The sequence below is a fragment of the Streptomyces sp. NPDC001108 genome, assembly GCF_053598535.1.
This window is the reverse complement of sequence record NZ_JBSFKL010000001.1, coordinates 1,022,840-1,048,309: the sequence shown is the minus strand read 5'-3', so window position 1 is coordinate 1,048,309 and position 25,470 is coordinate 1,022,840. Positions and strand designations below refer to the sequence as shown.

Here is a 25,470-nt window from a genome sequence, read left to right as displayed (position 1 = left end):
CACGCGACCATCGTCGCCGGTCGAGTTCCGTCGTGGCCGGTGGGGTGCCGTCGTGGTCTGCGGACCCGGCACCCCACATCCCGACGAACACAGCAGCATCGTGCTGTCGGACGCCATAGAACGGCCCGTGACCGGGCTCAGCGGTCCCGCATCGCCTCGATGCCCGCGATCAGCAGCTCCAGGGCGACCTCGAAGTCCCGGTCGCGCATCTCCTCGACCGTGCCGCCGCCCCGGGCGTCCATGACCTCCTGCGAGGACTCGATGATCCGGCTGTGCTGCGGCTGGGAGCGGATCGTGCTCATCGCCTGCCGGTAGTACTCGTCCTGGCTGAGCCCGGCCGCCGTGCTGCGCTCCGCGAAGTGCCCCTCGACGGTGCCGAACCCGTACACGAACTGGAAGACCGCGGAGAGCGCGCCGGTCTGGTGGTGGGCCGGGAGGCCGGTCGCCCGGATGACGTCCTGGACGGCGTACGACATCAGCATCGCGTGCGGGCCGATGTTGAGGAAGTGGCCGGCGAGCGTCGACACCCAGACGTGCCGGACGAGCAGCGCGCGGTACTCGGCGGCCAGTCCGCGCAGCCGCTCGTGCCAGTGGGCGTCCTCGGGGGGCACCACGAACTCGCCGTAGACCGTGTCGAGGGCCAGTTCCAGCAGGTCGTCCTTGGTGTCGACGTACCAGTACAGGGACATCGCGGTGACGTCGAGCTCGGCGGCCAGCCTGCGCATGGAGAACTTGGCCAGCCCCTCGGCGTCCAGCAGCCGGACCGAGGTCGTGGTGATCCTCTCCCGGTCCAGCCCGGCCGCCTGGTCCGGCCTCCGGGCGCGCGAGGGAGGCCGCTGTTCCAGCCAGACACTGGTCCTGACGGGCTTCTTCACCCGGTCGGCCGCGGACACCATGACGCACCCTCCTCGTCTCCCCCGCCCCTGATGCTATGCCGCCGCCGCGTTACCGTCCGCGTCCGCCCGTACCGGCTCCGAGCGGCCCGCGCGGTGCAGCAGTACGGCGGCGAGCACCCCGCCCGCCAGTACGGCGACCGCCCCGAAGAGCTGGCTGGTCTCCAGCCCGGAGGCGAAGGCATCGGTGATCCGCGCCCGTTCCCCGGCGTCGGTGGCCGCGGCGAGCGCGGCGGGCAGCGACGCGGCCCCCACCGCCGCCGGCACCAGCGCCGAGAACCGCGAGCCCAGCACCGCGCCGAGCACCGCGACGCCCAGCCCGTTGCCGAACTCGGCGAGCGTGCCGTTGACCCCGGCACCCACGCCCGCCTTCTCCGGCGGAATGGCGCCCATGATCGCGTTGGCCATGGCGGGCATGGCGATCGCGATGCCCGCGCCCATCACGACGAGCCCGAGCAGCATGCCCCCGTACCCGACCCCGCCGAGCAGGGCGATCGCGGCGAGACCCGCCGCCAGCAGGGTCATCCCGGACGCGATCGTGCCCGGCGTCCCCAGCCGGGGCACCAGCCGCGCGCCGAGCCCGGTGAGGTTGAGCGCGACGACGGTCAGCGCCAGCGGCGCCGTCCGCAGCCCGGCCTCCAACGGCCCGTAGCCGAGGACGAACTGGAGCTGCTGGGTGAGCAGGAAGAGCGAGCCGCCCATCCCGAAGGCGACCAGGATCGCGCCCGCCACCGCCCCGACGAACCGCTGGTTCCGGAAGAAGTGCATGTCCAGCATCGGGTACGGGATACGCAGCTCCCACAGCACGAATCCGGTGAGGACGGCGGCCCCGGCGAAGGCGGTCAGCAGCACCCGGCCGGAGCTCCAGCCGTGCTCGGGGCCGGAGATGATCGCGTACACGACGCAGGTCATGCCGATCGTGGAGAGCAGCGCGCCGAACAGGTCGGGGCGCTCGCCCGCCGGGTTCTTCGACTCGGGGACCAGCCGGACCACGGCGACCAGCCCGAGGGCCGCGACCGGGATGTTGATCAGGAAGATCGCGCCCCACCAGAAGTGGTCCAGCATCACCCCGCCGATCAGCGGTCCGACGGCGAAGCCGAGCGAGCTGACGGTCGACCAGATGCCGATCGCCTTCACCCGCTCGCCCTCGTCGAAGATCTGCACGATGACGGCGAGGGTCGTGGTCATCAGCAGGGCGCCGCCGACGCCCATGCCCGCGCGGGCGGCAATCAGCTGCGCGGACGACTGCGCCACCCCGGCGACCAGCGAGCCGATGCCGAACAGCGCCAGCCCGGCGACCAGCATCTTCTTGCGGCCGTAGCGGTCGGCGGAGCTGCCGGCCGTCAGCAGCAGGCCCGACTGGACCAGCGAGTAGGCGTTGATCATCCACTGCACATCGGCGGTGGAGGCGTGCAGCTCCCGGGTGAGGGAGGGGATCGCCACGTTGAGAACGGTGTTGTCGAGCAGCACGGTGAGCTGGGCGAGGCAGATGACGCCGAGGATCAGCCAGCGCTGCGGATGGCCGGGGGACGCAAGGTTCTTCTGTCCGGCGACAGTCGCCGTCATGCGGTCTCCTTCTTCCTTGTTCCTGTTCCTCTACGGTGTACGGGTAGTGCGCGCTGTACACCGTATAGCTCACCTGTACGGTGTACAACTCTTTTCCGCGCGGTACCGTGCTCGGCGCTGATCGACAGGACTTCCCAGGGTTGGAGTGGCATGTCAGTGCGTCGTCGTACGGTCGAAGTACTCGTGTCGGCAGGGCTGTTGGCGTCGGTGCTCGCGCCGCCCGCGGCGGCCGCCGGGGAGGGGCGCGGGCCCGCCGTCCCGCTCCGGGTGGCCACGTACAACATCCATGCGGGCGCGGGCATGGACAACGTCTTCGACCTCGACCGGCAGGCCGGGGCGCTGCGCGCACTGGACGCCGATGTGATCGGCCTCCAGGAGGTCGACGTGCGCTGGGGCACCCGCAGCGAGTGGCGGGACCTCGCGGCGGAGCTGGCCGGGCGGCTGGGCATGCGGGTGTCGTTCGCCCCGATCTACGACCTCGATCCGGTCGCGCCCGGGGAGCCCCGGCGGGAGTTCGGGGTCGCGGTGCTGTCCCGGTATCCGATCGTGAGCGCCGAGAACCACGACCTCACCCGGCTCTCCACCCAGGACCCGGACCCGGTTCCGGCGCCCGCGCCCGGCTTCGGCGAGGTGGTCGTACGGGTGAAGGGGCTGCCGGTGCACGTCTACGCGACCCATCTGGACTACCGGGCGGACCCGTCCGTCCGGATCGCCCAGGTCGCCGACACCCGCCGGATCATGGCGGAGGACCGGGCCTCGGAGCGCGGACCGGTCCGCCAGGTGCTGCTCGGCGACTTCAACGCGGCGCCCGGCGCACCCGAACTCGCCCCTCTGTGGCAGGAGTTGACGGATGTCGAACCGGGCGGTCCCACGTTCCCGGCGGAGAATCCGGTGAAACGGATCGACTACGTGGCGGTGTCGAAGGACACGGTACGGGCGCGCGGCGCGGCGGTGGCCGAGTCGCTCGCCTCGGACCACCGCCCCGTCGTCGCCGATCTGCTGCTGCGGCGCTGAGGCGCGTCAGGAACCGCTCTTCGGGCTGGTCAGGTCGTAGAAGGTGGCGTTGCCGACGGTGACCTTCTCGAAGTTCTTCTCCACCCAGGAGGAGATCTGCGAGGCGGTTCCCTCACCGCTGCCGCCCATGCCTCCCCTGCCTCCACCGCCGCCGCCCATGCCGCCCGCGATGAAGTAGTGGATGCGGCCGTCCTCGACGTACTGCTCGAACTGGGCGAGCGTCGGGGACGGATCACTTCCGTTGAAGCCGCCGATCGCCATCACCGGCTCCTCGGTGGCGAGTTGGTAGCTGGCGGCGTTCTGGGAGCCGATGGCGGCGGCGGCCCAGGTGTACGTCCCGGCATCCTTCGTCAGAAGCCGTTCGGCCTCGGCGTCCACGGTGGCGCCGTTGAGCAGTCCGCCCATGCCGCCGCCTCCCATGCCGCTCCCCATGCCTTCGCCACCAGGGCCGTTGCCGCCGGGGAAACCGGGCATCTGGCCGTTCTGGCCGTTCTGGCCGTTCTGGCCGTTCTGGCCGTTCTGGCCGTTCTGGCCGTTCTGGTTGGGCGGGGTGCCCTGGCCGTTCTGGCCGTTCTGGCCGTTCGACGGGTTGGTCCCGCCCGGCGGGGCACCCCCGGGCAGCGCGCCCCCGGGCGGCGTGCCCTGCGTACCGCCCTGTGCGCCGCCCCCCTGGCCGGGGAAGCCCATCCCGTACCCCGCCCCGCCGAAGCCGCCGAAGCCGCCCCGGCCCCCGCGCCCGCCGCCTCTGCCCGGTCCGCCGCCGCCGAACATCCCGCCGCCGGACGGGCCCGCCGTGACGATCGAGCCCTGGTGGCCGGTGTCCAGCGTGGTCACGGCGTACGCGGTCGGCCCCGCCAGCGACGCGGCGAGCCCCAGCCCCACGGCGAGGTACGCCACCGGGCGCCCCAGCAGCGGGACGAGCAGCAGCCCGAGCGCCGCCGCGATCCCCGCGACGAGCACCGCCCACCGCAGCCACGGCAGGTAGTCCGGGGTCCGCCCCAGCAGCGCGTAGGCCCAGCAGGCCGTCACGGCGACGGTCCCCGCCAGCACGTTCCGCGCCCACCACCGGGCGCGCTCCTCCCACAGCACCGTGGCGCCCATCCCGGCCAGCGCCGCCACGTACGGGGCGAGGGCCACCGTGTAGTACTGGTGGAAGATGCCCGCCATGAAGCTGAAGACGGCCGCGGTCGTCAGCAGTGCCCCGCCCCAGGCGAGGAAGGCCGCGCGGGCGGTGTCCGTCCGCGCCGTGCGCCGGGTCAGCCAGACCCCCGCGACCAGCAGGATCAGCGCGGCGGGCAGCAGCCAGGAGATCTGGCCGCCGATCTCGGAGTTGAACATCCGGCCGATACCGGTCTCGCCCCACTGACCGCCGCCCGGTCCACCGCCCGGTCCGCCTCCGCCGCCGACGCTGCCGGTCTCGTCGCCGTTGATCCGGCCCAGCCCGTTGTAGCCGAAGGTCAGCTCCAGGAAGGAGTTGTGCTGCGAGCCGCCGACGTACGGGCGGGAGGAGGCGGGCCAGAGTTCGACGACCGCCACCCACCAGCCGCCCGCGACGACCATGACCAGGGCCGACAGCCCGAGCTGGCCGAGCCGCCGGCGTACCGGTACGGGCGCGCAGACCGCGTACAGCACGGCAAGTGGCGGCAGGATCAGGAACGCCTGGAGGGACTTGGCCAGGAACGCGAGGCCGACCGCCGCCCCCGCCCACACCAGCCACTTCGTACGGCCGTGCTCCAGAGCGCGCAGCACGCAGTAGACCGTGACGGTCATCAGCAGGGCGAGCAGCGCGTCCGGGTTGTTGAAGCGGAACATCAGCGCGGCGACCGGGGTCAGCGCGAGGACGGCCGTGGCGATCAGCCCGGCCACCGCGTTGAACCGGCGCCGCACGGCCGCGTGGAGCACCCCGGCGGTGGCGACGCCCATCAGGACCTGCGGGGCCAGGATCGCCCAGGAGTTGAGGCCGAAGACCCGCACCGACAGGGCCATCGGCCAGAGGGCGGCCGGGGGTTTGTCGACGGTGATGGCGTTGGCCGCGTCCAGCGAGCCGAAGAAGAACGCCTTCCAGCTGCGGCTGCCGGCCTGCGCGGCGGCGGAGTAGAAGGAGTTGGCGTATCCGGAGGCGCTGAGGTTCCAGAGGTAGGCCGCCGCGATGAGCAGCAGCAGGACGAGGAAGGCCGGCCGCGCCCAGCGCGGGTCCTCGGGCCTGCCCCGCCAGACCCGGGCGGCCCGGCGGCGGTCGGGGTGCGGCGTGCTCATCGGTGGGTCTCCCGTTCGTGGTGGAGGGCGTCGGCGGACTCCTGGCCCCGGGGCGCGGCCCGCTCGGGGAAGACCCAGGCGCGCAGCAGCAGGAAGCGCAGCACCGTCGCCGCGAGGTTGGCCGCGATCAGCACGGCGAGCTCCGTCGTGTGCGAGGGCGAGCCGGACGCCGCCCCCAGCGCCGCCAGCGAACCGCTGGTCAGCGCGAGGCCGATGGCGAACACCACCAGCCCCTGCGCCTGGTGGCGGACGGCCCCGCGCCGCCCCCGTACGCCGAAGGTGAGCCGCCGGTTGGCCGCGGTGTTGGCGACGGCGGACACCAGCAGCGCACCGGCGTTGGCGAGCTGCGGGCCCGCGCCGAGCCGGAAGAGCGAGTACAGGGCGAGGTAGCAGAGCGTGGAGAGCGCGCCGACCGCGCAGAAGCCGACGAGCTGGCGGGCCAGTGGGCCGGGCACCCCGCCGACCGCCCGGTCGCGCGGGTCGTCGCCGAAGGGGCGGGCCAGCCGGTCCAGCGGCAGCGTGCCGACCGCCAGCGCCCGCCCCACCCGCCACACGCCTTTCAGGTCGTCGACGGCCGTCCGCACGATGTGGACGCTGGAGTCGGGGTCGTCGACCCAGTCGACCGGCACTTCGTGGATGCGCAGCCCGGCGCGTTCGGCGAGCACCAGCATCTCGGTGTCGAAGAACCAGCCCGGGTCCTCCACCATCGGCAGCAGCCGTTCCGCGACATCGCGGCGGATGGCCTTGAACCCGCACTGGGCGTCGCTGAACCGGGCGGCCAGCGAGGAGCGCAGGATCAGGTTGTAGGAGCGCGAGACGAACTCCCGCTTCGAGCCGCGCACCACCCGGGAGCCGCGCGACAGCCGGGAGCCGATCGCCAGGTCGGAGTGGCCCGAGATCAGCGGGGCGACCAGCGGCAGCAGCGCGTTGAGGTCGGTGGACAGGTCGACGTCCATGTAGGCGAGGACCGGTGCCTCCGAGTCGGTCCAGACGGTCCGCAGTGCCCGCCCCCGCCCCTTCTGCTCCAGCCGGTACGAGCGGACCCGGGGCAGCTCGGCCGCGAGCCGGGCCGCCACCCGCGGTGTCCGGTCGGTGCTGGCGTTGTCGGCGACGGTGATCCGGAAGCCGTACGGGAAGGTGCGCGCCAGATGGTCGTGCAGGCGGCGCACACAGGGTTCGAGGTCCTTCTCCTCGTTGTGGACGGGGATCACCACGTCGAGCACGGCCGCCCCCGCGGGATCGGCCGGCCCGGCGGCCGTTTCTACGGTGAGGTGGTCCCGGGGCGGCAGGGCGGTGACGCTCCAAGGCGTGTCGGTCGGCATACGGACGACCCTCGCCGCCCGCGCTGTCACACCGGTGTGCCGAGCCTGTCCCCGACCTGTGAGTACACGGCCGGACGCCGCTCCGTCGCGGGCCGCTACTCCGTCCCGGGCCGCTGTTCCGTCGCGTGCCGCTGTTCCGACTCCGGCCGGTGTTCCGTGTCCGGCCGGAGTTCCACCTCCGGCCGCCGCTCCGCCCCCGGCCGCTGTTCCGTCGCGGGCAGGTGGACGGCGAACACCGTGCGCCCCGGCACCGATTCCACCGCGACCCGCCCGCCGTGCGCGGCGACGACGGCCTGCACGATGGCCAGCCCGAGCCCGGTGGAGCCCGCGCCGCGCGAGCGTGAGGCGTCCCCGCGCGCGAACCGCTCGAAGACGTGCGGCAGCAGCCCGGACGGGATGCCCGGTCCGTCGTCCTCGACCTCCAGGACCACCCGCGCCCGTCCGGCGTCCGGCCGCACCCGGGTGGTGACGGTCGTCCCCGGCGGGGTGTGGGTACGGGCGTTCGCCAGCAGGTTGACCAGCACCTGGTGGAGCCGGGTGGGGTCGCCCTGCACGGTGACGGGCTCGTCCGGAAGATCGAGCCGCCAGTGATGGACGTCGAACCGTTCCTCCCCGGTTGGGCCGGGCCGGCGGGCCCCGGCGGGGACCCCGGTGTCGGCGGCGGGGGCTCCGGCGGGGGCGGCGCCACCGGGCTCGCGGACCCCGGGCCCGGCCCGCCCGTGGGCACCGACCTGGGCGGGCCCACGGGCCCCGGTGTCGGCGGCGCGGGCGTCGCTCACCGCGTCGACGACCAGCGACGACAGATCGGTGCGCTCCCTGCCCAGCGGACGCCCGGAGTCCAGCCGGGCGAGCAGCAGCAGGTCCTCCACCATGCCCGTCATCCGCTCCGCCTCGGACTCGATCCGCCCCAGCGCGTGCCGGGTGTCGGGCCCGGTCTCCTCACCGCCGCGCCGGGTCAGTTCGGCGTAGCCGCGGATCGAGGCGAGCGGGGTGCGCAGCTCGTGGCTGGCGTCCGCGACGAACTGGCGCACCCGGGTCTCGCTCCGCTGCCGTGCCGCCAGGGCCGAACCGACGTGGTCCAGCATCCGGTTGAGCGCGGCGCCCACCTGCCCGACCTCGGTGCGCGGGTCGGCCTGGGCCTGCGGGACCCGTTCCAGGGGGGCCACCTCACCGCTGTGCAGCGGGAGTTCGGAGACCAGGGTGGCGGTGGCGGCGATCCGGCGGAGCGGGCGCAGGGCGACCCCGACGATCGCGGCGCCCGCGAGCCCGGCCGCGATCAGCCCGGCGGCGGTGACGCAGACCTCGACGACGATCAGGGTGGTCAGCGCGGCACCCACCTCGGCGGCGGGGAGACCGACGAGCAGGGTGTTGCCCAGCGGGTCCACGACCGCCTCGACCCGGTTGGCGCCGAGCCCCGGCAGATCGACGCCCCGCGCCCCGTCCCCGGCCACGATCCCCGCCGCCGCGAGGGCGCTCAGCTGGGCCCCGGTCATCGGCCGGCCGCCGCTCTCGTACCCGGCCCCGAACCCCGTTCCTGTCCCCGTCCCCGTCCCCGTACCGCTCTCCACGACGACGCGCGAAGCGGTGACCTTGCCGTCCCCGGCCAGCACCGCCCCGAAGGCGCCGACCGGCAGCCCGCGCACATCGACGAAGGCCAGCGGGTCATGGGGCTGGGGTATGCCGCCGCCGGGCACCGGCCCCCCGCCCCCGGGCGGCTTCCCGGCCCGTACGGCGACGGCGTGCAACTGGTCGTCGAGCTTGCCGTACAGATAGCTGCGGTAGGCGATCGTGGTGACCGAGCCGATGACCGAGGCGACGACGGCGATCAGCGTGACCGCCGAGACCACCAGCCGGGTCCGCAGCGTCCACGGCCCCCGCAACCGGCGCCCGCGCCCGTGGCCGTTACTGCTGCTACTCACCGGGCTTGATGAGGTACCCGGCCCCGCGCCGGGTGTGGATCATCGGCGACCGGCCCGCGTCGATCTTCTTGCGCAGGTACGAGATGTACAGCTCGACGACGTTGGCCTGGCCGCCGAAGTCGTAGTTCCACACCCGGTCCAGGATCTGGGCCTTGCTGAGCACCCGGCGCGGATTGCGCATCAGGTAGCGCAGCAGCTCGAACTCGGTCGCGGTGAGATGGATGGAGGCCCCGCCCCGGCTCACCTCGTGGCTGTCCTCGTCGAGGACCAGATCACCGACGACGAGCGTCGACTCGCCGCGTACCGCCGCCGTGCCGGAGCGCCGGATCAGCCCGCGCAGCCGCGCCACGACCTCCTCCAGGCTGAACGGCTTGGTCACGTAGTCGTCACCGCCCGCCGTGAGCCCGGCGATCCGGTCCTCCACCGCGTCCCGCGCGGTCAGGAACAGCACCGGCACCTCGGCGATCTCCCGCCGCAGCCGGCCGAGCACGGCGAGCCCGTCGGTGTCCGGCAGCATCACGTCGAGGATCACCACGTCGGGCCGGAAGTCCCGCGCCGCCCGGACCGCCCCCGCCCCGTCCCCGGCGCTGCGCACCTCCCAGCCCTCGTAGCGCAGGGCCATGGAGAGCAGCTCGGCGAGCGGTGCCTCGTCGTCCACCACCAGCACGCGGACGGGGGTGCGGTCCGCCCTCAGCAGTTCGGTACGCCCCTGGGGCAAGGTCGTTGTCATGGCCCCGAGCCTGTGCGGCTCCCCTGAAAGCCCTCTTACCCGTTCCTGTGAATTCCCTGAGAAAATCCCGGCCGGGCCGTCTCCGGGCCCCCGTCACCCCTCCCCGAAGACCTTCCGGGCCCCTGGTTCATCCCTCCCCGAAGAGCTTCCGGGCGTTCCCGTGGCAGACCGCTCGCAGCCAGTCGTCCCCCAGCTCCAGCCGTTCCAGCGCGTGGAGCTGATGGGCGTACGGGTACGGGATGTTCGGGAAGTCCGTACCCAGCAGGATCCGGTCCCCGAGCGCCGCGAGCCGCCCCCGCCCGGCCGCCGGGAAGGGGCTGAACCCCTCGGTGAAGTCGGTGAACGCCATCGTCGTGTCGAGCCGCACCTCCGGGTACGTCTCCGCGAGCGCCAGGAACTCCTCGTACTCCGGCATCCCCAGGTGCGCCACGACCAGCGGCAGCCGGGGGTGCCGGGCGAGCAGCCGGGCGACCGGTCCGGGGCCGGTGTGCCTGCCGGGCGCCGGGCCCGAACCGCAGTGGATCACCACCGGGATCGCGGCCTCGGCGAGGAGGCCCCAGACCGGTTCGAGGAGCGGGTCGTTGGGGTCGTAGCCGCCGACCTGGACATGCGCCTTGAAGACCCGCGCCCCCGCCTCGACGGCCTCGCGCACGTACTGCTCGACGCCCTCCTCCGGGAAGAAGGTCGCGGTGTGCAGGCAGTCCGGCGTCCGGCGGGCGAAGTCGGCGGCCCAGCCGTTCAGCCAGGCGGCCATCCCGGCCTTGTGCGGGTAGAGCATCGAGGTGAACCGGAGCACGCCGAACGACCTGAGCAGCGCGAGCCGTTCCTCCTCGTCGCGCCGGTAGGCGATCGGCCACTCCATCCCGGTCAGCGGCCCGGCGGAGTCGAAGTACGCCCACACCTTGCGCAGCACCTGCTCCGGCATGAAATGCGTATGTACGTCGATGATCCCCGGCAGCCCCAACCGCTCCCAGAACCGCACGACGTCACGGGCGTCCTCACCCACCGCGCACCACCCTTCCCTCCGGTCACTCGAACCGCTCCGACGATCTCAGAACAGCCGCCACCGCACCCCACCGCCCCTCGGCGCAGCACCCCCACGCCCCACCAGCCCTCAGAACAGCCCGTCCTGCACCCCACCTCCCCCGAGGTCCACGACCGGCACGTCCACCCCGCCCCGCGCGTCCGCCGCCACCAGCTCCCACCCGGTCATCAGCCGGGTGTCCAGCACCACCACCCCGTCCGGCGCCGTCCCGTCCCCCGCTGCTTCCCCGTCCCCCGCTGCTTCCCCGTCCACCACCGCCAGATGGAGGTCCGGCCCGGCCACCGCCACCAGCCGCCCGCCGACCGCGCCCCCGGCCACCAGCTCGGTCACGGCCCACCGCACCCCGCCCGCCGCTTCCACCCCGTCGAGCCCGAACAGCGCCACCTGGTCGACCGCTTCGAACGGCAACCGCTCCAGCGACTCCGGCCATGCCCCGGTCTCCGTCAGCGCCATCGCCCGCCGGTAGAGCCCGGCGACCTCCTCACCACGCCCCTCCATCCCCGGCAGCGCCCCCCGCACCGCCCGCTTCCGCGCGTACGGGATCCGGTCCGGCACCCCGAACGCCGCCCGCAGCACCTCCTCCGTACGACGGCACGCCATCAACGGCCCGCGCCCCAGCCAGCCGAACACCACGGCCCCCTGCTCCCGCAGCCGCGCCGCACCCCGCTCCTCCGCGGTGATCCCGACCTTCACCATCCCGGGCCCGAACCAGGCGAGGTACACCCGGTACGTCCTCGGATCGTCCGCGATCGTGTCGGCGGCCACCGAATGCGCCCGGTCCAGCCGTGCGCACTCCGGGCACCGCGCCCCCGTACTGCGCCCCGGCACCACGGCCCCCACCGGGCACACGTTCCCCCGCGCCCCGACACACCCCCGCTCCCCCACGGCACGAAACCCCAGCTCCGCCCCGTACGCCAGCGCACTCCCCCGCGCCACCCCACCCCGTCGCCACCCGAGCACGGGCCCCTCGTCCCCCCACCGCAACCCGGTGCACCGCCACGCCACAGCCCCTACCTCCAACCCCAGCCTCAGCCCCCACCGGCCTGTCGGAGCCGCCCGCCATCATGACCCCATGAACACCCCGGACCCTGCCCCCGCCGTCTGGCACCTCCACCACGGCGACCGCACCATCGCCCGCCTGACCGTGACCGGCTCCGACATGCCATGGGCGCACGCCGACATGGAAACGCTGCCCGGCTTCGAGGAGTTCCGCCCTCTCTTCGCCGAACAGGAGGCGGCCGTCGACGCGGAGGACTGGGAACGCGCCGAGTCCTGCTACGACCGCATACGCGCCGCCCTCACCCTGACCTTCCCCGACGGCACCCCCGTCCCCGAGTTCCTGCTCCACATCCACGCCGACGGAACCGCCGGCTGGCGCTGGCACCACGAGCCCTTCGCCTGAGGAGTCCCCGGCGCCACCGCCCCTTCAGAACCCGATCCGCCCCGCCCCCGCCGGTGCCGCACCCCGATGTGACGCGCCGGGCGACCACCAGGTAGCCCGCGAAGTCGATGTCCGGTCCGGCCTTCGCCCACCCGTCCGCCTCCTCGACCGGAACCAGCACCGTCGTCCCCGGAACGGGGCACGTTCACCTTGTCCGTGGCCGCCGGAGGGGCACCCCCTAACGCTCGCCCCCTGGCGGCCACGTCCACGCCGCACCCCGTAGGAGCGGGCGCCTGCGAGTCATTCGAGCGTCGCGATGGCGAGACCGGCGAGCGCGACCACGGGTGAGCCAAGAAAGGCGATGCCGCCCATGAGCCGGAAGAACCAGGCACCGAGTCGCGACGGCTCCGTAAGCCCCATATCCAGCGTCCGCGCGGCGGTCACGGCCCTGACGGCGTCTCGCCGCGCAACTGCCTTGTCCGCCGCGCCCCGCAAGTTGAAGAGGAACATGGCTCCCCACGCCATGCCCGCCAGCCCCAGTACGACCAGCCCGATACCCACAACCACAGCCAATCCCCTCCCCTGAGCACCGCCGTGGCCGGCGGTCGTCCGAGTACGATGCCAGCCTTTCCGTGGCGAGAACGATCGGTCCTGGTCAAAGTTCCAGTCCCCGGCGAGTACTGCGACTCCAAGCTGATACGGACCTGGTGGACGATGGCGCAGAGGGCTGCGGGTACGACGATGTCGGCCGTCTCCACCAGACGTCCGTCGTCGCTGGCCGCAACCGCCGCATCCTCCCCGCACGGGTCGATGCAGTCAGGGTGTTGTTGTACTTCGCTGCTGTACACCCCGACAACGCAAGAGGCCCGGACTCTCGTCCGGGCCTCTTGCTTGCTGTGCACTCGGCAGGATTCGAACCTGCAACCTTCTGATCCGTAGTCAGATGCTCTATCCGTTAAGCTACGAGTGCTTGTGCTTCCCGGTTTTTTTCTTCCCGGTCGGCGTTGCGAGAACAACATTACATGACCTGCGCCGTAGCGCGAAATCCATTAGCCAAACCCTCCCTGACCTGCGCAAATGCCGCGATTCGCGTCCGCGCGGCCGAGATGCGGGGCGACTGTTGACGACGGGGAGCAGGCGTCAACTTCGATGGTGAGAGTTTCACTCTGCGCAAGGGTGGGGCGTCGGGATACAGCGGGGACTTCCGGCCATGACGGAGTGGGCGGGAGAGGACCAGGGGCCCATGCGGTGCGTGTGGTGCGGGTGGGGCGGCGCAAAGGGGGCGGCGACAGGGGCCCGTCCGGGATGCGGGTGGCAAAACCCGGTGGGGCGGGTTGGCTGAACGTCGACGTTCGTCACTTTACGTAACCATGCCGGGTGCGGTGCGCTACGGGACGTATCGGGTCCGCCGCGGCGCACGGAGGTGCGGCCGGTAGTACGGCGGCGTGTTCCAGCAGCGTCGACGTGAGGGGAAGAACCATGTCCACACCTCCTGCTCCGCTCCGGGTCGCCCTGGCCAACGGCGGCTTCGAACAGCCCGCCGTCACCGGCGTGGAGATCCTGCCGGACGCCTCGCAGACCCAGGCACCCAAACGCGTCCCGGGCTGGCTCACCACCGCCACCGACCACCGGATCGAGCTGTGGCGCTCGGGCTTCAACGGGGTGCCGTCGGCCGAGGGCACCCAGTTCGCCGAGCTCAACGCCAACCAGGTCTCCACGCTCTACCAGGACCTGCCCACCACGCCCGGCACGAAGCTGTACTGGCGGCTCTACCATCGCGGCCGCCAGGGCGACGACACCATGGCGCTGGACATCGGCGCGCCCGGCGCCACGGTGCAGCAGCGGCGCTTCACCGACGGCACCACCGCCTGGGGCTACTACACCGGCACGTACACCGTCCCGGCCGGGCAGACCCTGACGCGCTTCGCCTTCCGGTCCGTCTCCGCGGCCGGCGGCAACCAGAGCATCGGCAATTTCCTGGACGGCATCTTCTTCGGCACCGCCCCGTACGTCGTCCTCACCAAGGACGCCGCTCCGACCGGGCCGCTGGACGTGGGCGACGTCATCACCTACCGGATCAACGCCCGGAACGAGGGCGGCGGCGCGGCCGAGAACCTCGTGCTGACCGACGCCGTCCCGCCGGGGACGACATACGTGCCCGGGTCGCTGCGCATCGTCGACGGCCCGAACGCCGGGGCGAAGACGGACGCGCACGACGGCGACCAGGCGTACTACGACGCCCCGGGCGGCAAGGTCGTCTTCGGGCTCGGCAACGGCGCCGCGGCCGGGGAGGGCGGCAGCCTGCCCAACACCGAGACCCTGCCCACCGGCACCACGGCCGAGTACCGAGTCACCATCGACCGCGCCTCCGGCGGCCGGCAGATCGCGAACACCGCCACCGCCACGTACGAGAACCGGCTCGGCGACACCCCGGAGCCGCTGACCGCCACCTCCGACGAGCGGGTCACGCAGGTCAACCCGGCCGCCGATCTGAGCGTGGTCAAGGCGGCCGACGCGACCACCGTCACCGTGGGCCAGACCGTGACGTACCGGATCACCGCGCACAACGCCGGACCGAACCGGGCCACCGGCGTCACCGTCACCGACCGGCTCCCGGACGGCCTCGTCCTCCTCTCCGCGGAGGGCCCCGGCGTCTACGACCCGGTCGCCGGGCGGTGGACCGTGGGCGTCCTGGACGACGGCGCCCGGGTCACTCTCGTCCTGCGCGCCAAGGCCACCGCGCCAGGCCGGGTCACCAACTCCGCCACGGTCCGGGGCAACGAGAAGGACCTCGACCCCGGGAACAACACCGACTCCGTCACCGTCTGCGTCGAGCCCGCCCCGAGCTGCTGCGACCCCTGCGCCACCCGTCCGTAGCCTCCCGGGGTCTCCATGGGCACCGAAGGTGAAAGATCCCGGAAACGACTCAGGGAGTTCAGCCGCTGTGGGCCGAACTCCCTGATCGAAGGGCGGAGGCGGAGGGATTTGAACCCTCGATGGGCTTTAAGACCCAAACCGCATTAGCAGTGCGGCGCCATAGACCGGACTAGGCGACGCCTCCATGCACGCTTCGCGCGAGCGCGAATGGTGCGTGCAGATGATGACACAGCCAAGCGGTGCGTCACCAATCGGTGCCCACGGTACTAGGCAGTCGGGTGCGAGGGCAAAGCGCTTCCCGACGCGCAACGCCACGGCGTGTGGAGCGTTAGGGAGAGAGGGCGGGAAAACGGGTGAAACGGGAAGCCGGCTTCCTGTCTCCCTGCCCCTCGCCCCTGCCCCGCCCCGTGTCCCGTTCGTTCCGCCCGTCGGCAGCTCGCCGGCGCACCCGAGTCCAGGAGCCCGCATGTCCCATGCGTCCCGCGCGTCTCGTCCGTACCGTACGGCGCGCCGCCTCACCCCCGCGGCTCTCGTGGCCCTCGTCGCCGTCACGGCCCTCGCCGCTCCGGCGGCGGGTGCGGGCATGAGTGCGGACGGCGCCCGCTCTCATGCCCGCACCCAGTTGACGATCACGGTCTCCGGCTCGGGACACGCCGGGGCCGACGGCGTCTTCCGGCTCCGTTGCGCCCCGCCGGGCGGCAGTCATCCGGCGGCCCGGGCGGCCTGTGACCGGCTGGACGAGCTGGCGGGCAGAGGAGCGGCCCCGTTCGCCCCGGTGGCCCGGGACGCGCTGTGCACCATGCAGTTCGGCGGCCCGGCGACCGCCCGGATCACCGGAACCTGGCGCGGCCGGGGCGTCGACGCGGCGTTCGACCGGAGCGACGGCTGCGAGATCGCGCGCTGGAACACGCTGCGGCCGGTGCTTCCCGAGGTCGGCTGAGGGACGGGTTCGTACACCGTATGCACAGGACCTTGGTGAGAGCTCCCCCTCATCCACAGCCCCGCGGCGCCTCGCAGCCCTTAGAATCCCTCAGTGACAGGCTGCGGCCCGAGGGGCAAGATGGGGCCCGCTGTCAGCAAGGTGCGGTAATCAGGGAGGAAGCGTCGTCGTGAGCAGCAGGCCATCCCGGGGCGCTGCTCGCCTCGCAGCCATACTCGATGCACTCCCCGACGGGCTGCTGCTCGTCAACTGCAACGGCACGGTCGTCAACGCCAACACGATCGCGCTCGGCATGTTCGAGGCGCCGGGCACCGCGCTCGTCGGGCGCGGCCTCCTGGATCTGCTGCCGGAGTTCGACTCCAAGCTGATCCCGGGTTCGATGCGGCGCCCCGAGGAGGCCGACGAGCGGGGCCGTACGAAGCCGAAGCGGATGACCGCCCGGCGGACCGACGGCACGGAGTACCCCGCCGAGGTCACCAGCGCCAGCCTGGAGGACGGGCAGGCCGCGTACACCGACTTCCAGGGTGGCTACGGCGGCGGATACACCGGCGACGAGCTGCTGATGCTCGTCGTGCGGGATCTGTCGGGCACGGTGGACACCGAGGCCGAGCTGGCCCGTTCGCAGCGGCAGACCGAGATGATCCTGCGGGCCGCGGCCGAGGGCGTGGTCGGCACGGACACGGACGGCCGGGTCGTGCTGGTCAACCCCGCCGCCGCGCAGATCCTCGGTTTCCGGGCCAGCGATCTGGGCGGCCAGGAGCTGCATCCGCTGATCCTGCACTCGCGGGGGGAGGGCGAGCCGTTCCCGTACGAGGAGTCGCCGCTCGCCGACACGCTCCGCTCCGGGCGCAAGCACCGGGTGCGCGGCCAGGTCCTGTGGTCCAAGAGCGGCGCCCAGGTACCGGTCGACCTGACCACCGCGCCGGTCCGGGACGGGGACCAGCTGGTCGGCGCCGTCATGACGTTCACCGACCGCAGGCCCTACGAGGAGCTCGCCTCGCGCCACCGCGAGGAGTTGGCCGAGCTGACCGCGAACCACGCCGCGGAGCTGGCCGAGCTGACGGAGCGGCACAGCGCGGAGCTGGCCGACCGGTCCGAGCGGTACGCGGTCGAGCTGGAGGAGCAGGGCGAGCGGTTGGCGGCGATGACCGCCCGGCACGGCCAGCTCACCGCCGTGCTCGGCGAGTCGCTGCGCGGCCCGCTGGAGGAGTTGCGCGGCGAACTGGCCACGCTCGCCGCCGACCCGGCGGGCCAGCTGTGGCCCGAGGCGAACCAGATCCTGCACCACCTGGCCGCGGGCTACGCCCGGATGACCACCCTGGTCGACAACGTGCTCGGCTACCAGCGCCTGGACGCCGGTTCCGAGAAGCTGCTCAAGACGAACGTGCTGCTCGACTCGGTCGTGACGGCCGGCATCGACGCGGCCGTCGAGCTGATCGGCCCCGGGCGCGCGCAGTTCGCGGTGCACGCGCCGCCGATCGAGGCGGAGGTGGACGCGGACCGGCTGGTGACCGCGCTCGCCCATCTCGTCGCGGACGTCGCCGGCATCGACTCGACGGGCAAGGCCCGGCCGGTGCCCGGCGGCGGGTACGTCGACTCCACGGTCGTCGTCGCGGCGGCGCAGCGCGGCGAGGTCGTCCGCATCGAGGTGCGCGGCCCGTACGCCGGGGGCGATCCGGTGCACGAGCCGATCGTGCGCGGGATCGTGCGGGCGCACGGCGGCGTGCTCCAGACGCACGAGGTGCCGGGGATGAGCGGCAGCGCGTATGTGCTGGAAGTGCCGCTGGGTACGGGGTCGGGGACGGTGTCGGCCAGCGCGCCCGAGCAGGGTCCCGCGCCCCTTTCCGCTCCCGTTCCCGAGCAGGGTTCCGGGGCTGGTGCGGAGCCCGGGCCGTCGCCGGTCGACGAGGGCGCGCAGGTGCCCGTCGCCGGGGCCCTTCCGGAGCCGGAGGGCGCGGGGGCGCAGCAGGGGAGCGGGCGGCGGCGGGCGCGCCGGGCGTCCACCGACGCGTTCCTGGAGAGCCCGGTGGGCGGTTCCGGGGCGGGTGGCGAGCAGGCGGTGGCCGAGCCGCCGACCGGGCGGCGGCGGGCGCGCCGTGAGCCCGTCCAGGACGAACAGGCGCTTCGGGCAGCTGCCGGGGCGCAGGACACGCAGGGTGGTTCGGGGCGTCGGCGGGGACGGCCGAGCCCGGCCGAGGCCGGTGTCCAGCCCGATACGCGGCCGCAGGCGGCCGGACAGGCGCTGGCCCTGCCCGCCTCCGCTTCCGCGCCCGCTCCTGCCGAGGGCGCCGTGGTGACGGCGGCCGAGGGAGCGCAGGGCGGCGGGCGTCCGCAGCTCGGCCGGGCCGTGCCGCCGCAGGGCGTTCCGGCGGACGGCCATCGCGGACCGGGTACGACCGAGGGTCCGGGCAACCCTCGCGCGTCGCAGGGCGGCGAGGGGCAGTTGGCGCTGACCGCCGCCCCGTCGGCCCCCGTGGCGGCTCCGGTGCCCGCTCAGGGACGGCCGGGCACCGACAACTCCACGCCCCATCCGCCTCAAGCACCCCAGGGCCCGCAGGCGCCTCAGGGTTCGCAGACACCGCAGAGCCCGCAGGCGCCTCAGACGCCCCAGGCGGCCGCGCAAGCGCCTCAGGCGCCGCAGGGGCGCCGGGCCCGGCGGGCGCTCGCCGCCGACCGGGAGCGGGCCGCCCAGGCCGAGCCCGCCGGACCCCGGACCGCGTTCGCGCTGCCGCCCGCCGAGGCCGACCGGCCGCCCGTCGCGGCCGGTGGTGCCGACGCCCCGCCCCAGGCCCGTCACGACGCCGTGCGCACCGCCCCCGACGACGACCACACGCCGCCGCAGCCGCACCCGGTGCCCGCCGCGCCGAGCGGCCGCCGCCGGGCCCGCCCCGCCGAGGCACCCGCCCCGGTGACCGGCGAGGGGGCGACGGAGCCGTCCGCCGGGCCGACCGCGCACGCCACCGGCACCGCGCCCGCCCAGGCCCCCGAGCCCGCCGCCCTCCCGCAGGACGCCGCGCCGCTGCCGGACGCGCGTCGGCAGCCGCTGCCCGCGGAGACCCCGGCGCCGGGCGTCTCCCCGGACTCGACGCAGGGGCGTGCCTTCAGCGTGCGGACGCTCGGGCAGGGCGTGCCCTTCGCCCAGCACATCGCGCACCAGCAGAACCAGACGCTCGGCGGTGCCGGGCGACGCCGCAAGCTCGCCGCCCCGCCCGAGGAGGAGCACGCCCCGCAGACCGCCCCGTCGGCGTCAGCCCCGGGCGTACCGGCGCAGTCGCACACCGCGCCGGAGGCCGAGGCCGAGGGCCGGGCGTATGCGATAGGCGCGCCCGACGAGGGTGCCGAGGGGCCGGAGCCGTTGGACGGTCCGGGCGGCGCGGTCGAGGTCGCCAACCGTCCCTCGCCGCTCCCGGTCGACGACGAGCTGCCCCCGGAGCCGCTGGACAACCCGCGTCGGCTGCTGGTCTGGCCCGCGCCCGACGTCTCCACCCAGCAGGCGTTGAGCGACCGCGGCTACCGGCCGGTGATCGTGCACTCCCGCGAGGAGGTGGACGCCCAGATCGCGGCGTTCCCCGCCGCGCTCTTCGTCGATCCGCTGACCGGCCCCATCACCCGCAAGGCCCTCCAGTCGCTGCGCCAGGCAGCGGTGGCGGCGGAGGTTCCGGTGCTGGTGACGGCCGGTCTGGGGCAGGCGTCGCGGGAGGCGGCGTACGGGGCCGACCCGGCCGTTCTCCTCAAGGCGCTCGCCCCGCGCGACAGCGAGCAGCATCCGCCCCGGGTGCTGCTGATCGAGGAGCACGAGGAGATCGCGCTGGCACTGACGGAGACCCTGGAGCGCCGCGGCATGCAGGTGGCGCGGGCGGCCACCGACAGCGAGGCGGTGACGCTCGCCGGGCGGACGCGGCCCAACCTGGTGGTGATGGACCTGATGCAGGTGCGCCGCCGCCGGGCCGGGATCGTCGACTGGCTCCGGGCGAACGGCCAGTTGAACCGCACCCCGCTGGTCGTCTACACCTCCGCCGACATGAGCGGGGCCGAGCTGCCGAGGCTCGGCTCGGGCGAGACGGTCCTCTTCCTGGCCGAACGGTCCACGAGCGACGAGGTCCAGTCGCGGATCGTCGACCTGCTGGCGAAGATCGGCACGAACTGACGCGGTCGTTCCCGAACGACCGGGGGCGGTACGGGAATCCCCCGTACCGCCCCCGTCGTTCCTGCCGGTCCAGCAGTTCCAGCCTGTCCTGTCGGACCAGCAGTTCCAGCCGGTCCTGTCGGTCCAGTCGGTCCTGCCGTTCCCGGACGGCTCAGAGCTGGGTGATGTCCAGCTCGCCCTCCGCGTACTGTCTGCGGATCACCTTCTTGTCGAACTTGCCGACGCTGGTCTTCGGCACGGACGGGATGATCGTCCAGCGCTCCGGAAGCTGCCACTTGGCGATGCCGGACGACGCGAGGAACTCCCGCAGCGCGGTGTATTCGACGGCCGCGCCGTCCTTGAGGACCACGGTCGCCAGCGGGCGCTCGCCCCACTTCTCGTCCGGGACGGCGACGACCGCGGCCTCGGCCACGTCCGGGTGGGCCATCAGCGCGTTCTCCAGTTCGACACTGGAGATCCACTCGCCACCGGACTTGATGACGTCCTTGGCCCGGTCGGTGAGGGTGAGGAAGCCGTCCTCGCTGATCACTCCGACGTCACCGGTTTTCAGCCACCCGTCCGCGCTGAACTTGTCCTCGGGGCGCAGCGGTTCGTCGTCCGGGCCGCCGTGGTACGCGCCGGCGATCCAGTTGCCGCGCACCTCCAGCTCACCGGCGGACTTGTTGTCCCAGGGCAGGTGCTCGCCGCCGGGGCCGACCAGCCGTGCCTCGACCCCGGCCGGGAAGCGCCCCTGGGTGACGCGGTAGGGCCATTCCTCCTCCGCGGTCAGCCCGGCGGGCGGGTGGGCCATGGTGCCGAGCGGCGAGGTCTCCGTCATGCCCCAGGCGTGGCAGAGGCGGACGCCCAGCTTGTCGTACGCCTCCATGAGGGAGGGCGGGCAGGCGGCGCCGCCGATGGTGACCCGGGCCATGGAGGTCAGGTCGCGGGGGCGGGCGGTGACCTCGGCGAGCAGCCCCTGCCAGATGGTGGGGACGGCGGCGGCGTGGGTCGGCCGCTCGCTCTCTATCATCTCGGCGAGCGGGGCGGGCTGGAGGAACCGGTCCGGCATGAGCATGCTGACGCCGGACATGAACGTGGCGTGCGGCAGGCCCCACGCGTTCACGTGGAACTGGGGCACGACGACCAGCGTGGTGTCCCGGTCGGTCAGCCCCATCGACTCGGCCATGTTGACCTGCATGGAGTGCAGGTAGATGGAGCGGTGGGAGTAGACGACGCCCTTGGGGTCGCCGGTGGTGCCGGAGGTGTAGCAGAGGGCGGCGGCCTGGCGTTCGTCCAGCTCGGGCCAGTCGTAGTGGTCGGGCCGGCCGGCGATCAGATCCTCGTAGTCGTGCACCCGGGGCGTGGCCCCGTCGAGGAGGGAGAGGTCGCCCGGACCGGCGACGACGACGTGCTCGACCGAGGGCATCTGCGGCAGGAGCGGGGCGAGGAGCGGCAGCAGGGAGCCGTTGACGATCACGACCTTGTCGTCGGCGTGCGCGACGATCCAGACCAGCTGTTCGGCGGGGAGCCGCAGGTTGAGCGTGTGCAGCACCGCACCCATGGAGGGAATCGCGAGGTATGCCTCGACATGCTCCGCGTTGTTCCACATGAGCGTGGCCACCCGCTGGTCGCCGTCGATGCCGAGGTCGTCGTGGAGCGCGTGCGCGAGCCGCGTCGCCCGCCGGCCGGTCTCCGCGAAGCTGCGGCGCCGCGGTCCGGCCTCGGTCCAGGTCGTGACCTGCGACTTCCCATGAATGGTCATCCCATGGTGGAGGATGCGGGTGACAGTCAGCGGTACGTCCTGCATGGTGCTCAGCACGGCGTCCTCCCGGTGGGCGCTACGCGGCAGTAGGGTTGGCCTGATTCTGCGCACATACCACTCGGTATGTCACTACTTCCGGGAGTACGAATCAGTTTCGTTCGACTTTTTCGTTCGACTCTTTCGACTGGTTGGCCCGTCGGTCCCGCCTGCGCCGGTCACCGCACCGGAGCCAGCTCCGGGTCCTCCCTGAGCTTGCCGAGCGCCCGCGAGACCGCGCTCTTGACCGTACCGACGGAGACTCCGAGCACCTCGGCCGTCTGGGCCTCGCTCAGATCCTCGTAGTAGCGCAGCACCACCATCGCGCGCTGCCGGTCCGGCAGCCTGAGCACGGCGCGCCACATCGCGTCACGCAGCACCTGGTGCTCGGCCGGGTCCGGGCCCTGGACGGTCTCCGGCTCCGGCAGCTCCTCGCAGGCGAACTCGTCGACCTTGCGCTTGCGCCACTGCGAGGTCCTGGTGTTCACCAGCGCCCGGCGGACGTATCCGTCCAGCGCCCGGTGGTCCTCGATCCGGTCCCAGGCCACGTAGGTCTTGGTGAGCGCGGTCTGCAGCAGGTCCTCGGCGTCGCTCGGGTTGGCGGTGAGCGAGCGCGCGGCGCGCAGCAGCACCGGCCCCCGCGCCCGGACGAAAGAGGTGAACGACGGATACGGGGCGTACGGGGCTCGCGCGGTGTGCGCGGGCCGTGCGGCACGCGGTACGTGCCCGGAGTACGGGCGGTGCCCGGTGGTGACGGCTCCCCCGGAGCCGCCTGTGCAGACTGGCGTGGTCATGCCTTCCACGCTATGAGCGGGCGCCGTCACGGGGATCGGCCCCAGGTCCCGAAAGCGCGTCCGACTCAGGACGTAGGGGTGGGGACTGCCCCACCTCCTGTGGGTGGAGTCCGCGTCGGCCCGGATCAGGGGGCGCCGTCGGGGTCCGAGGGGCACGGGCGGGCCCGGGATCAGCCGTCCGCGCCCAGGACCAGACCGGACGTGGGGACGCCGGTGCCCGCGGTGACCAGGGTTCTCGCGGCGCCCGGGACCTGGTTCACCGACGTTCCGCGGATCTGCCGGACCGCCTCCGCGATCCCGTTCATCCCGTGGAGGTACGCCTCCCCGAGCTGGCCCCCGTGCGTGTTCAGGGGCAGTGCGTCCGCCGCGACGAAGTCGGCCGCCTCGCCCGGCCCGCAGAAGCCGAACTCCTCCAGCTGCATCAGGACGAACGGGGTGAAGTGGTCGTAGAGGATGCCCACGTCGATCTCGGCGGGGGAGAGGCCGGAGGTGCGCCAGAGCTGCCGGGCGACCACGCCCATCTCGGGCAGTCCGGTCAGGTCGTCGCGGTAGAAGCTGGTCATCTGCTCCTGTGCCCGCCCGGCACCCTGCGCGGCGGCCACGACCACGGCGGGCGGTCGGCGCAGGTCCCGGGCCCGCTCGGTGCTGGTGACGACGATCGCCTGCCCGCCGTCGGTCTCCTGGCAGCAGTCCAGCAGCCGCAGCGGTTCGACGATCCACCGCGAGGCGGCGTGGTCGGCCAGGGTGATCGGCTTCCCGTAGAAGTACGCGGCCGGGTTCCGGGCGGCGTGGCGCCGGTCGGTGACCGCGACGTGCCCGAAGGCCTCCGGCGTCAGCCCGTAGGTGTGCAGATAGCGCTGGGCGGCCATGGCGACCCAGGAGGCCGGGGTGAGCAGCCCGAAGGGCAGGTTCCAGCCGAGCGCGGTGCCTTCGGCGGTGGGCTCCCGCCGCTGCACGCCGGAGCCGAAGCGGCGCCCGGAACGCTCGTTGAACGCGCGGTAGCAGACCACGACGTCGGCCACCCCGCAGGCCACGGCCATCGCCGCCTGCTGCACGGTGGCGCAGGCCGCGCCGCCGCCGTAGTGGACGCGGGAGAAGAACGACAGCTCGCCGATCCCGGCCGCCTGGGCGACGGTGATCTCCGGGCTGGTGTCCATGGTGAAGGTGACCAGCCCGTCGACGTCGGCGGGGGTCAGCCCGGCGTCGTCCAGGGCGGCCCGGACCGCCTCGACGGCCAGCTTCAGCTCGCTGCGCCCGGAGTCCTTGGAGAACTCCGTCGCGCCGATCCCGACGACGGCGGCCCGGCCGCCCAGCCGGTCGGCCCCGCGTACGCTCATGCCGCCACCCGCCCCTCGTCCCTGTCCATGTCGTCCGTGTCCGGTTCGTTCGTGTCCGGTTCGACCTCCACCGTCACGGTCCCGGTGACGTGACGGCCGATGCCGTTGGTGCCGACGACGGCGATCTCGGCCGTCCCGTCGCCGCCCACGGCGGTGACCGTGCCGCGCAACACCATCGTGTCGCCGGGGTAGTTGGGCGCGCCCAGCCGGATGGCGACCTTGCGGAGCACCGTCCGGGGGCCGAGCCGGTCGGTGATGTACCGGCCGACCAGGCCGTTGGTCGTCAGGATGTTCATGAAGATGTCCGGGGAGCCCTTCTCCCGGGCGAGTCCGGCGTCGTGGTGCACGTCCTGGTAGTCGCGGGAGGCGATCGCGCCCGCCACGATCAGGGTGCGGGTCACCGCGATCTCCAGCGGTGCGAGCTCGTCACCGGCCTTCACTCCATGCCCTCCTTCACCAGCGCGTCACCGAGTTCCTGGAGCACTTCGCCGCCGCACCCCAGATGGGCGTCGAGCTGGCGCCCCCAGAGGAAGTGGCGGTGCACGGGGTGGTCGAGGTCCGCGCCGGTGCCGCCGTGCAGATGCTGTCCGGCGTGCACCACCCGCTTCCCCGCCTCCGACGCCCACCAGGCAGCGGTCAACGCCCGTTGGGTGTACGGCAGTCCCGCGTCGTGGCGCCAGGCGGCCTCGTACGCGGTGACCCGGATGGCCTCGGTGTCCATATGGGCGTCGGCGGCCCGCAGCAGCACCCCCTGCTTGGTGGCGAGCGGGCGCCCGAACTGCTCCCGGGTGTTCACATGCGCCACGGCACGGGCCAGCGAGCCGGCGCACACCCCCGCCTGCACCCCGGCGAACGCCGTCCGTGCCATCGCCAGCACGCCCGCGTACGCCCCCTCGCCGCCGAGCCGCTCCCCCACCGCCCCGTCCAGCACCAGCCGCGCCGCCGACCACGGCGCGGTCGTCTCCACCGGCTCGGCCAGCACCCCGGGCCCGCCGGCCGCGACGAGCCACAGCCGCCGCTCCCGGTCCGGGACGAGCACCAGCGTCGCGTCCCGCAGCCACGGCACGTACGGCACGCTCCCGGTCAGCCGCTTGTCGCCGTCGGACCGTACGCCGCCGCGCTCCGGGAACGCCCCGGTGGCGACGGCCGTGCCGTCCCGGAGCGCGGGCAGCAGCCGCTCCCGCTGCTCGTCGCTGCCGTGTGCGGCCACCGCCAGCAGCCCGTGGACGCAGCTCGCCGCAAACGGCACCTGCGCCGTTGTGCGCCCCTGCTCCTCCAGCAGCAGCACCAGGCCCAGCAGCCCGATCTCCTCGACGGCCGCGGTCAGCCCGGCCGCGCACAGCTCCTTCCACAGCTCGGCGTCCGTGCCGGTGCCCGCGATCGCCAGCCGCTCGGGCGTCGACAGGTCGCCGAAGATCCGGGCCGCCAGCCGTCGCGCCTCGGACTGCTCCTCGGTGGGTGCGAAATCCATC

The 25,470-nt window shown here is 73.4% G+C and carries 19 protein-coding genes and 2 tRNA genes; 5 read left to right on the top strand and 16 right to left on the bottom strand.

All coding sequences use genetic code 11. The annotated features are described in order from the left end of the window. Positions 1–137 precede the first annotated feature (137 nt). A complete protein-coding gene (locus ACWC97_RS04700) occupies positions 138–896 on the bottom strand; it encodes a TetR/AcrR family transcriptional regulator (protein WP_352273953.1) in 759 nt (252 codons plus the stop codon). A gap of 33 nt (positions 897–929) precedes the next feature. Then, positions 930–2,459 (bottom strand): MFS transporter, encoded by a 1,530-nt coding sequence (locus tag ACWC97_RS04695; RefSeq protein WP_450647409.1) that lies wholly within the window; start codon positions 2,457–2,459, stop codon positions 930–932. A 150-nt stretch (positions 2,460–2,609) separates the two neighbouring features. On the opposite strand from ACWC97_RS04695, the gene ACWC97_RS04690 reads away from it, so the two are divergent. After that, the gene (locus tag ACWC97_RS04690) at positions 2,610–3,473 is read left to right on the top strand and encodes an endonuclease/exonuclease/phosphatase family protein (RefSeq protein ID WP_352273955.1); all 864 of its coding nucleotides are present in this window, start codon (positions 2,610–2,612) and stop codon (positions 3,471–3,473) included. Positions 3,474–3,479: 6 nt separating this feature from the next. Here ACWC97_RS04690 and ACWC97_RS04685 read toward each other — a convergent pair whose 3' ends face one another. The 6 genes from ACWC97_RS04685 to ACWC97_RS04660 form a co-directional block, all read right to left on the bottom strand. Continuing rightward, the gene (locus tag ACWC97_RS04685; protein WP_450647407.1) at positions 3,480–5,729 is read right to left on the bottom strand and encodes an ArnT family glycosyltransferase; all 2,250 of its coding nucleotides are present in this window, start codon (positions 5,727–5,729) and stop codon (positions 3,480–3,482) included. Continuing rightward, positions 5,726–7,051 (bottom strand): glycosyltransferase, encoded by a 1,326-nt coding sequence (locus tag ACWC97_RS04680; RefSeq protein ID WP_450647405.1) that lies wholly within the window; start codon positions 7,049–7,051, stop codon positions 5,726–5,728. Before ACWC97_RS04680 ends, ACWC97_RS04685 begins: the two co-directional genes overlap by 4 nt. 95 nt (positions 7,052–7,146) lie before the next feature. Beyond that, entirely contained in the window at positions 7,147–8,931 is a 1,785-nt protein-coding gene (locus ACWC97_RS04675; protein WP_352274223.1) for a sensor histidine kinase, read from the bottom strand. 31 nt (positions 8,932–8,962) lie between these two features. Further along, positions 8,963–9,700 carry a response regulator transcription factor gene (locus ACWC97_RS04670; protein WP_352273958.1) on the bottom strand — a complete coding sequence of 246 codons (738 nt, stop codon included), beginning with the start codon at positions 9,698–9,700 and terminating at the stop codon, positions 8,963–8,965. A gap of 127 nt (positions 9,701–9,827) precedes the next feature. After that, positions 9,828–10,706, bottom strand: a complete 879-nt coding sequence (locus tag ACWC97_RS04665; protein ID WP_450647403.1) for an amidohydrolase family protein — start codon at positions 10,704–10,706, stop codon at positions 9,828–9,830. Positions 10,707–10,814: 108 nt separating this feature from the next. Beyond that, positions 10,815–11,750, bottom strand: coding sequence for a DUF2797 domain-containing protein (locus tag ACWC97_RS04660; RefSeq protein ID WP_450647401.1), 936 nt, complete (start codon positions 11,748–11,750; stop codon positions 10,815–10,817). Positions 11,751–11,817: 67 nt separating this feature from the next. Here ACWC97_RS04660 and ACWC97_RS04655 point away from each other — a divergent pair, with 67 nt between their 5' ends. Then, positions 11,818–12,147: a hypothetical protein gene (locus ACWC97_RS04655; RefSeq protein WP_450647399.1), complete on the top strand. Its 330-nt coding sequence runs from the start codon at positions 11,818–11,820 to the stop codon at positions 12,145–12,147. A 279-nt stretch (positions 12,148–12,426) separates the two neighbouring features. On the opposite strand, the gene ACWC97_RS04650 is transcribed toward ACWC97_RS04655, so the two are convergent. Further along, positions 12,427–12,687, bottom strand: a complete 261-nt coding sequence (locus ACWC97_RS04650; RefSeq protein ID WP_352273962.1) for a hypothetical protein — start codon at positions 12,685–12,687, stop codon at positions 12,427–12,429. Positions 12,688–13,023: 336 nt separating this feature from the next. Further along, a tRNA-Arg gene (locus ACWC97_RS04645) sits at positions 13,024–13,096 on the bottom strand. 509 nt (positions 13,097–13,605) lie between these two features. On the opposite strand from ACWC97_RS04645, the gene ACWC97_RS04640 reads away from it, so the two are divergent. Continuing rightward, positions 13,606–15,003 carry a DUF7507 domain-containing protein gene (locus tag ACWC97_RS04640; protein ID WP_450647397.1) on the top strand — a complete coding sequence of 466 codons (1,398 nt, stop codon included), beginning with the start codon at positions 13,606–13,608 and terminating at the stop codon, positions 15,001–15,003. 93 nt (positions 15,004–15,096) lie between these two features. On the opposite strand, the gene ACWC97_RS04635 is transcribed toward ACWC97_RS04640, so the two are convergent. Continuing rightward, positions 15,097–15,187 (bottom strand) — tRNA-Ser (locus ACWC97_RS04635). A 282-nt stretch (positions 15,188–15,469) separates the two neighbouring features. On the opposite strand from ACWC97_RS04635, the gene ACWC97_RS04630 reads away from it, so the two are divergent. Further along, positions 15,470–15,943 (top strand): SSI family serine proteinase inhibitor, encoded by a 474-nt coding sequence (locus tag ACWC97_RS04630; protein WP_450647395.1) that lies wholly within the window; start codon positions 15,470–15,472, stop codon positions 15,941–15,943. 169 nt (positions 15,944–16,112) lie between these two features. Continuing rightward, positions 16,113–20,090, top strand: coding sequence for a PAS domain-containing protein (locus ACWC97_RS04625; protein WP_450647393.1), 3,978 nt, complete (start codon positions 16,113–16,115; stop codon positions 20,088–20,090). Positions 20,091–20,241: 151 nt separating this feature from the next. Here the strand turns inward: ACWC97_RS04625 and ACWC97_RS04620 are convergent, their stop codons facing one another. The 5 genes from ACWC97_RS04620 to ACWC97_RS04600 all read right to left on the bottom strand — a co-directional run bounded on the left by ACWC97_RS04620 (position 20,242) and on the right by ACWC97_RS04600 (position 25,469). Beyond that, positions 20,242–21,888 carry a long-chain fatty acid--CoA ligase gene (locus ACWC97_RS04620; RefSeq protein WP_450647392.1) on the bottom strand — a complete coding sequence of 549 codons (1,647 nt, stop codon included), beginning with the start codon at positions 21,886–21,888 and terminating at the stop codon, positions 20,242–20,244. Between the two features lie 158 nt (positions 21,889–22,046). Continuing rightward, on the bottom strand, positions 22,047–22,661 hold the full coding sequence (locus ACWC97_RS04615) for a SigE family RNA polymerase sigma factor (RefSeq protein WP_352273967.1): 615 nt from the start codon (positions 22,659–22,661) through the stop codon (positions 22,047–22,049). 170 nt (positions 22,662–22,831) lie between these two features. Next, positions 22,832–23,998: a lipid-transfer protein gene (locus ACWC97_RS04610; protein ID WP_352273968.1), complete on the bottom strand. Its 1,167-nt coding sequence runs from the start codon at positions 23,996–23,998 to the stop codon at positions 22,832–22,834. Further along, positions 23,995–24,438 carry a MaoC family dehydratase gene (locus tag ACWC97_RS04605; protein WP_450647389.1) on the bottom strand — a complete coding sequence of 148 codons (444 nt, stop codon included), beginning with the start codon at positions 24,436–24,438 and terminating at the stop codon, positions 23,995–23,997. Before ACWC97_RS04605 ends, ACWC97_RS04610 begins: the two co-directional genes overlap by 4 nt. Beyond that, positions 24,435–25,469, bottom strand: a complete 1,035-nt coding sequence (locus ACWC97_RS04600) for an acyl-CoA dehydrogenase family protein (protein ID WP_450647387.1) — start codon at positions 25,467–25,469, stop codon at positions 24,435–24,437. Before ACWC97_RS04600 ends, ACWC97_RS04605 begins: the two co-directional genes overlap by 4 nt. Position 25,470: the final 1 nt, after the last annotated feature.

What these genes read in the sequence shown, in the direction of transcription:
- ACWC97_RS04600 (WP_450647387.1), bottom strand. Translation starts at nt 25,469, where the DNA reads ATGGATTTCGCACCCACCGAGGAGCAGTCCGAGGCGCGACGGCTGGCG.
- ACWC97_RS04615 (WP_352273967.1), bottom strand. Translation starts at nt 22,661, where the DNA reads ATGACCACGCCAGTCTGCACAGGCGGCTCCGGGGGAGCCGTCACCACC.
- ACWC97_RS04700 (WP_352273953.1), bottom strand. Translation starts at nt 896, where the DNA reads ATGGTGTCCGCGGCCGACCGGGTGAAGAAGCCCGTCAGGACCAGTGTC.
- ACWC97_RS04655 (WP_450647399.1), top strand. Translation starts at nt 11,818, where the DNA reads ATGAACACCCCGGACCCTGCCCCCGCCGTCTGGCACCTCCACCACGGC.
- ACWC97_RS04695 (WP_450647409.1), bottom strand. Translation starts at nt 2,459, where the DNA reads ATGACGGCGACTGTCGCCGGACAGAAGAACCTTGCGTCCCCCGGCCAT.
- ACWC97_RS04640 (WP_450647397.1), top strand. Translation starts at nt 13,606, where the DNA reads ATGTCCACACCTCCTGCTCCGCTCCGGGTCGCCCTGGCCAACGGCGGC.
- ACWC97_RS04685 (WP_450647407.1), bottom strand. Translation starts at nt 5,729, where the DNA reads ATGAGCACGCCGCACCCCGACCGCCGCCGGGCCGCCCGGGTCTGGCGG.
- ACWC97_RS04610 (WP_352273968.1), bottom strand. Translation starts at nt 23,998, where the DNA reads ATGAGCGTACGCGGGGCCGACCGGCTGGGCGGCCGGGCCGCCGTCGTC.
- ACWC97_RS04630 (WP_450647395.1), top strand. Translation starts at nt 15,470, where the DNA reads ATGTCCCATGCGTCCCGCGCGTCTCGTCCGTACCGTACGGCGCGCCGC.
- ACWC97_RS04690 (WP_352273955.1), top strand. Translation starts at nt 2,610, where the DNA reads ATGTCAGTGCGTCGTCGTACGGTCGAAGTACTCGTGTCGGCAGGGCTG.
- ACWC97_RS04670 (WP_352273958.1), bottom strand. Translation starts at nt 9,700, where the DNA reads ATGACAACGACCTTGCCCCAGGGGCGTACCGAACTGCTGAGGGCGGAC.
- ACWC97_RS04680 (WP_450647405.1), bottom strand. Translation starts at nt 7,051, where the DNA reads ATGCCGACCGACACGCCTTGGAGCGTCACCGCCCTGCCGCCCCGGGAC.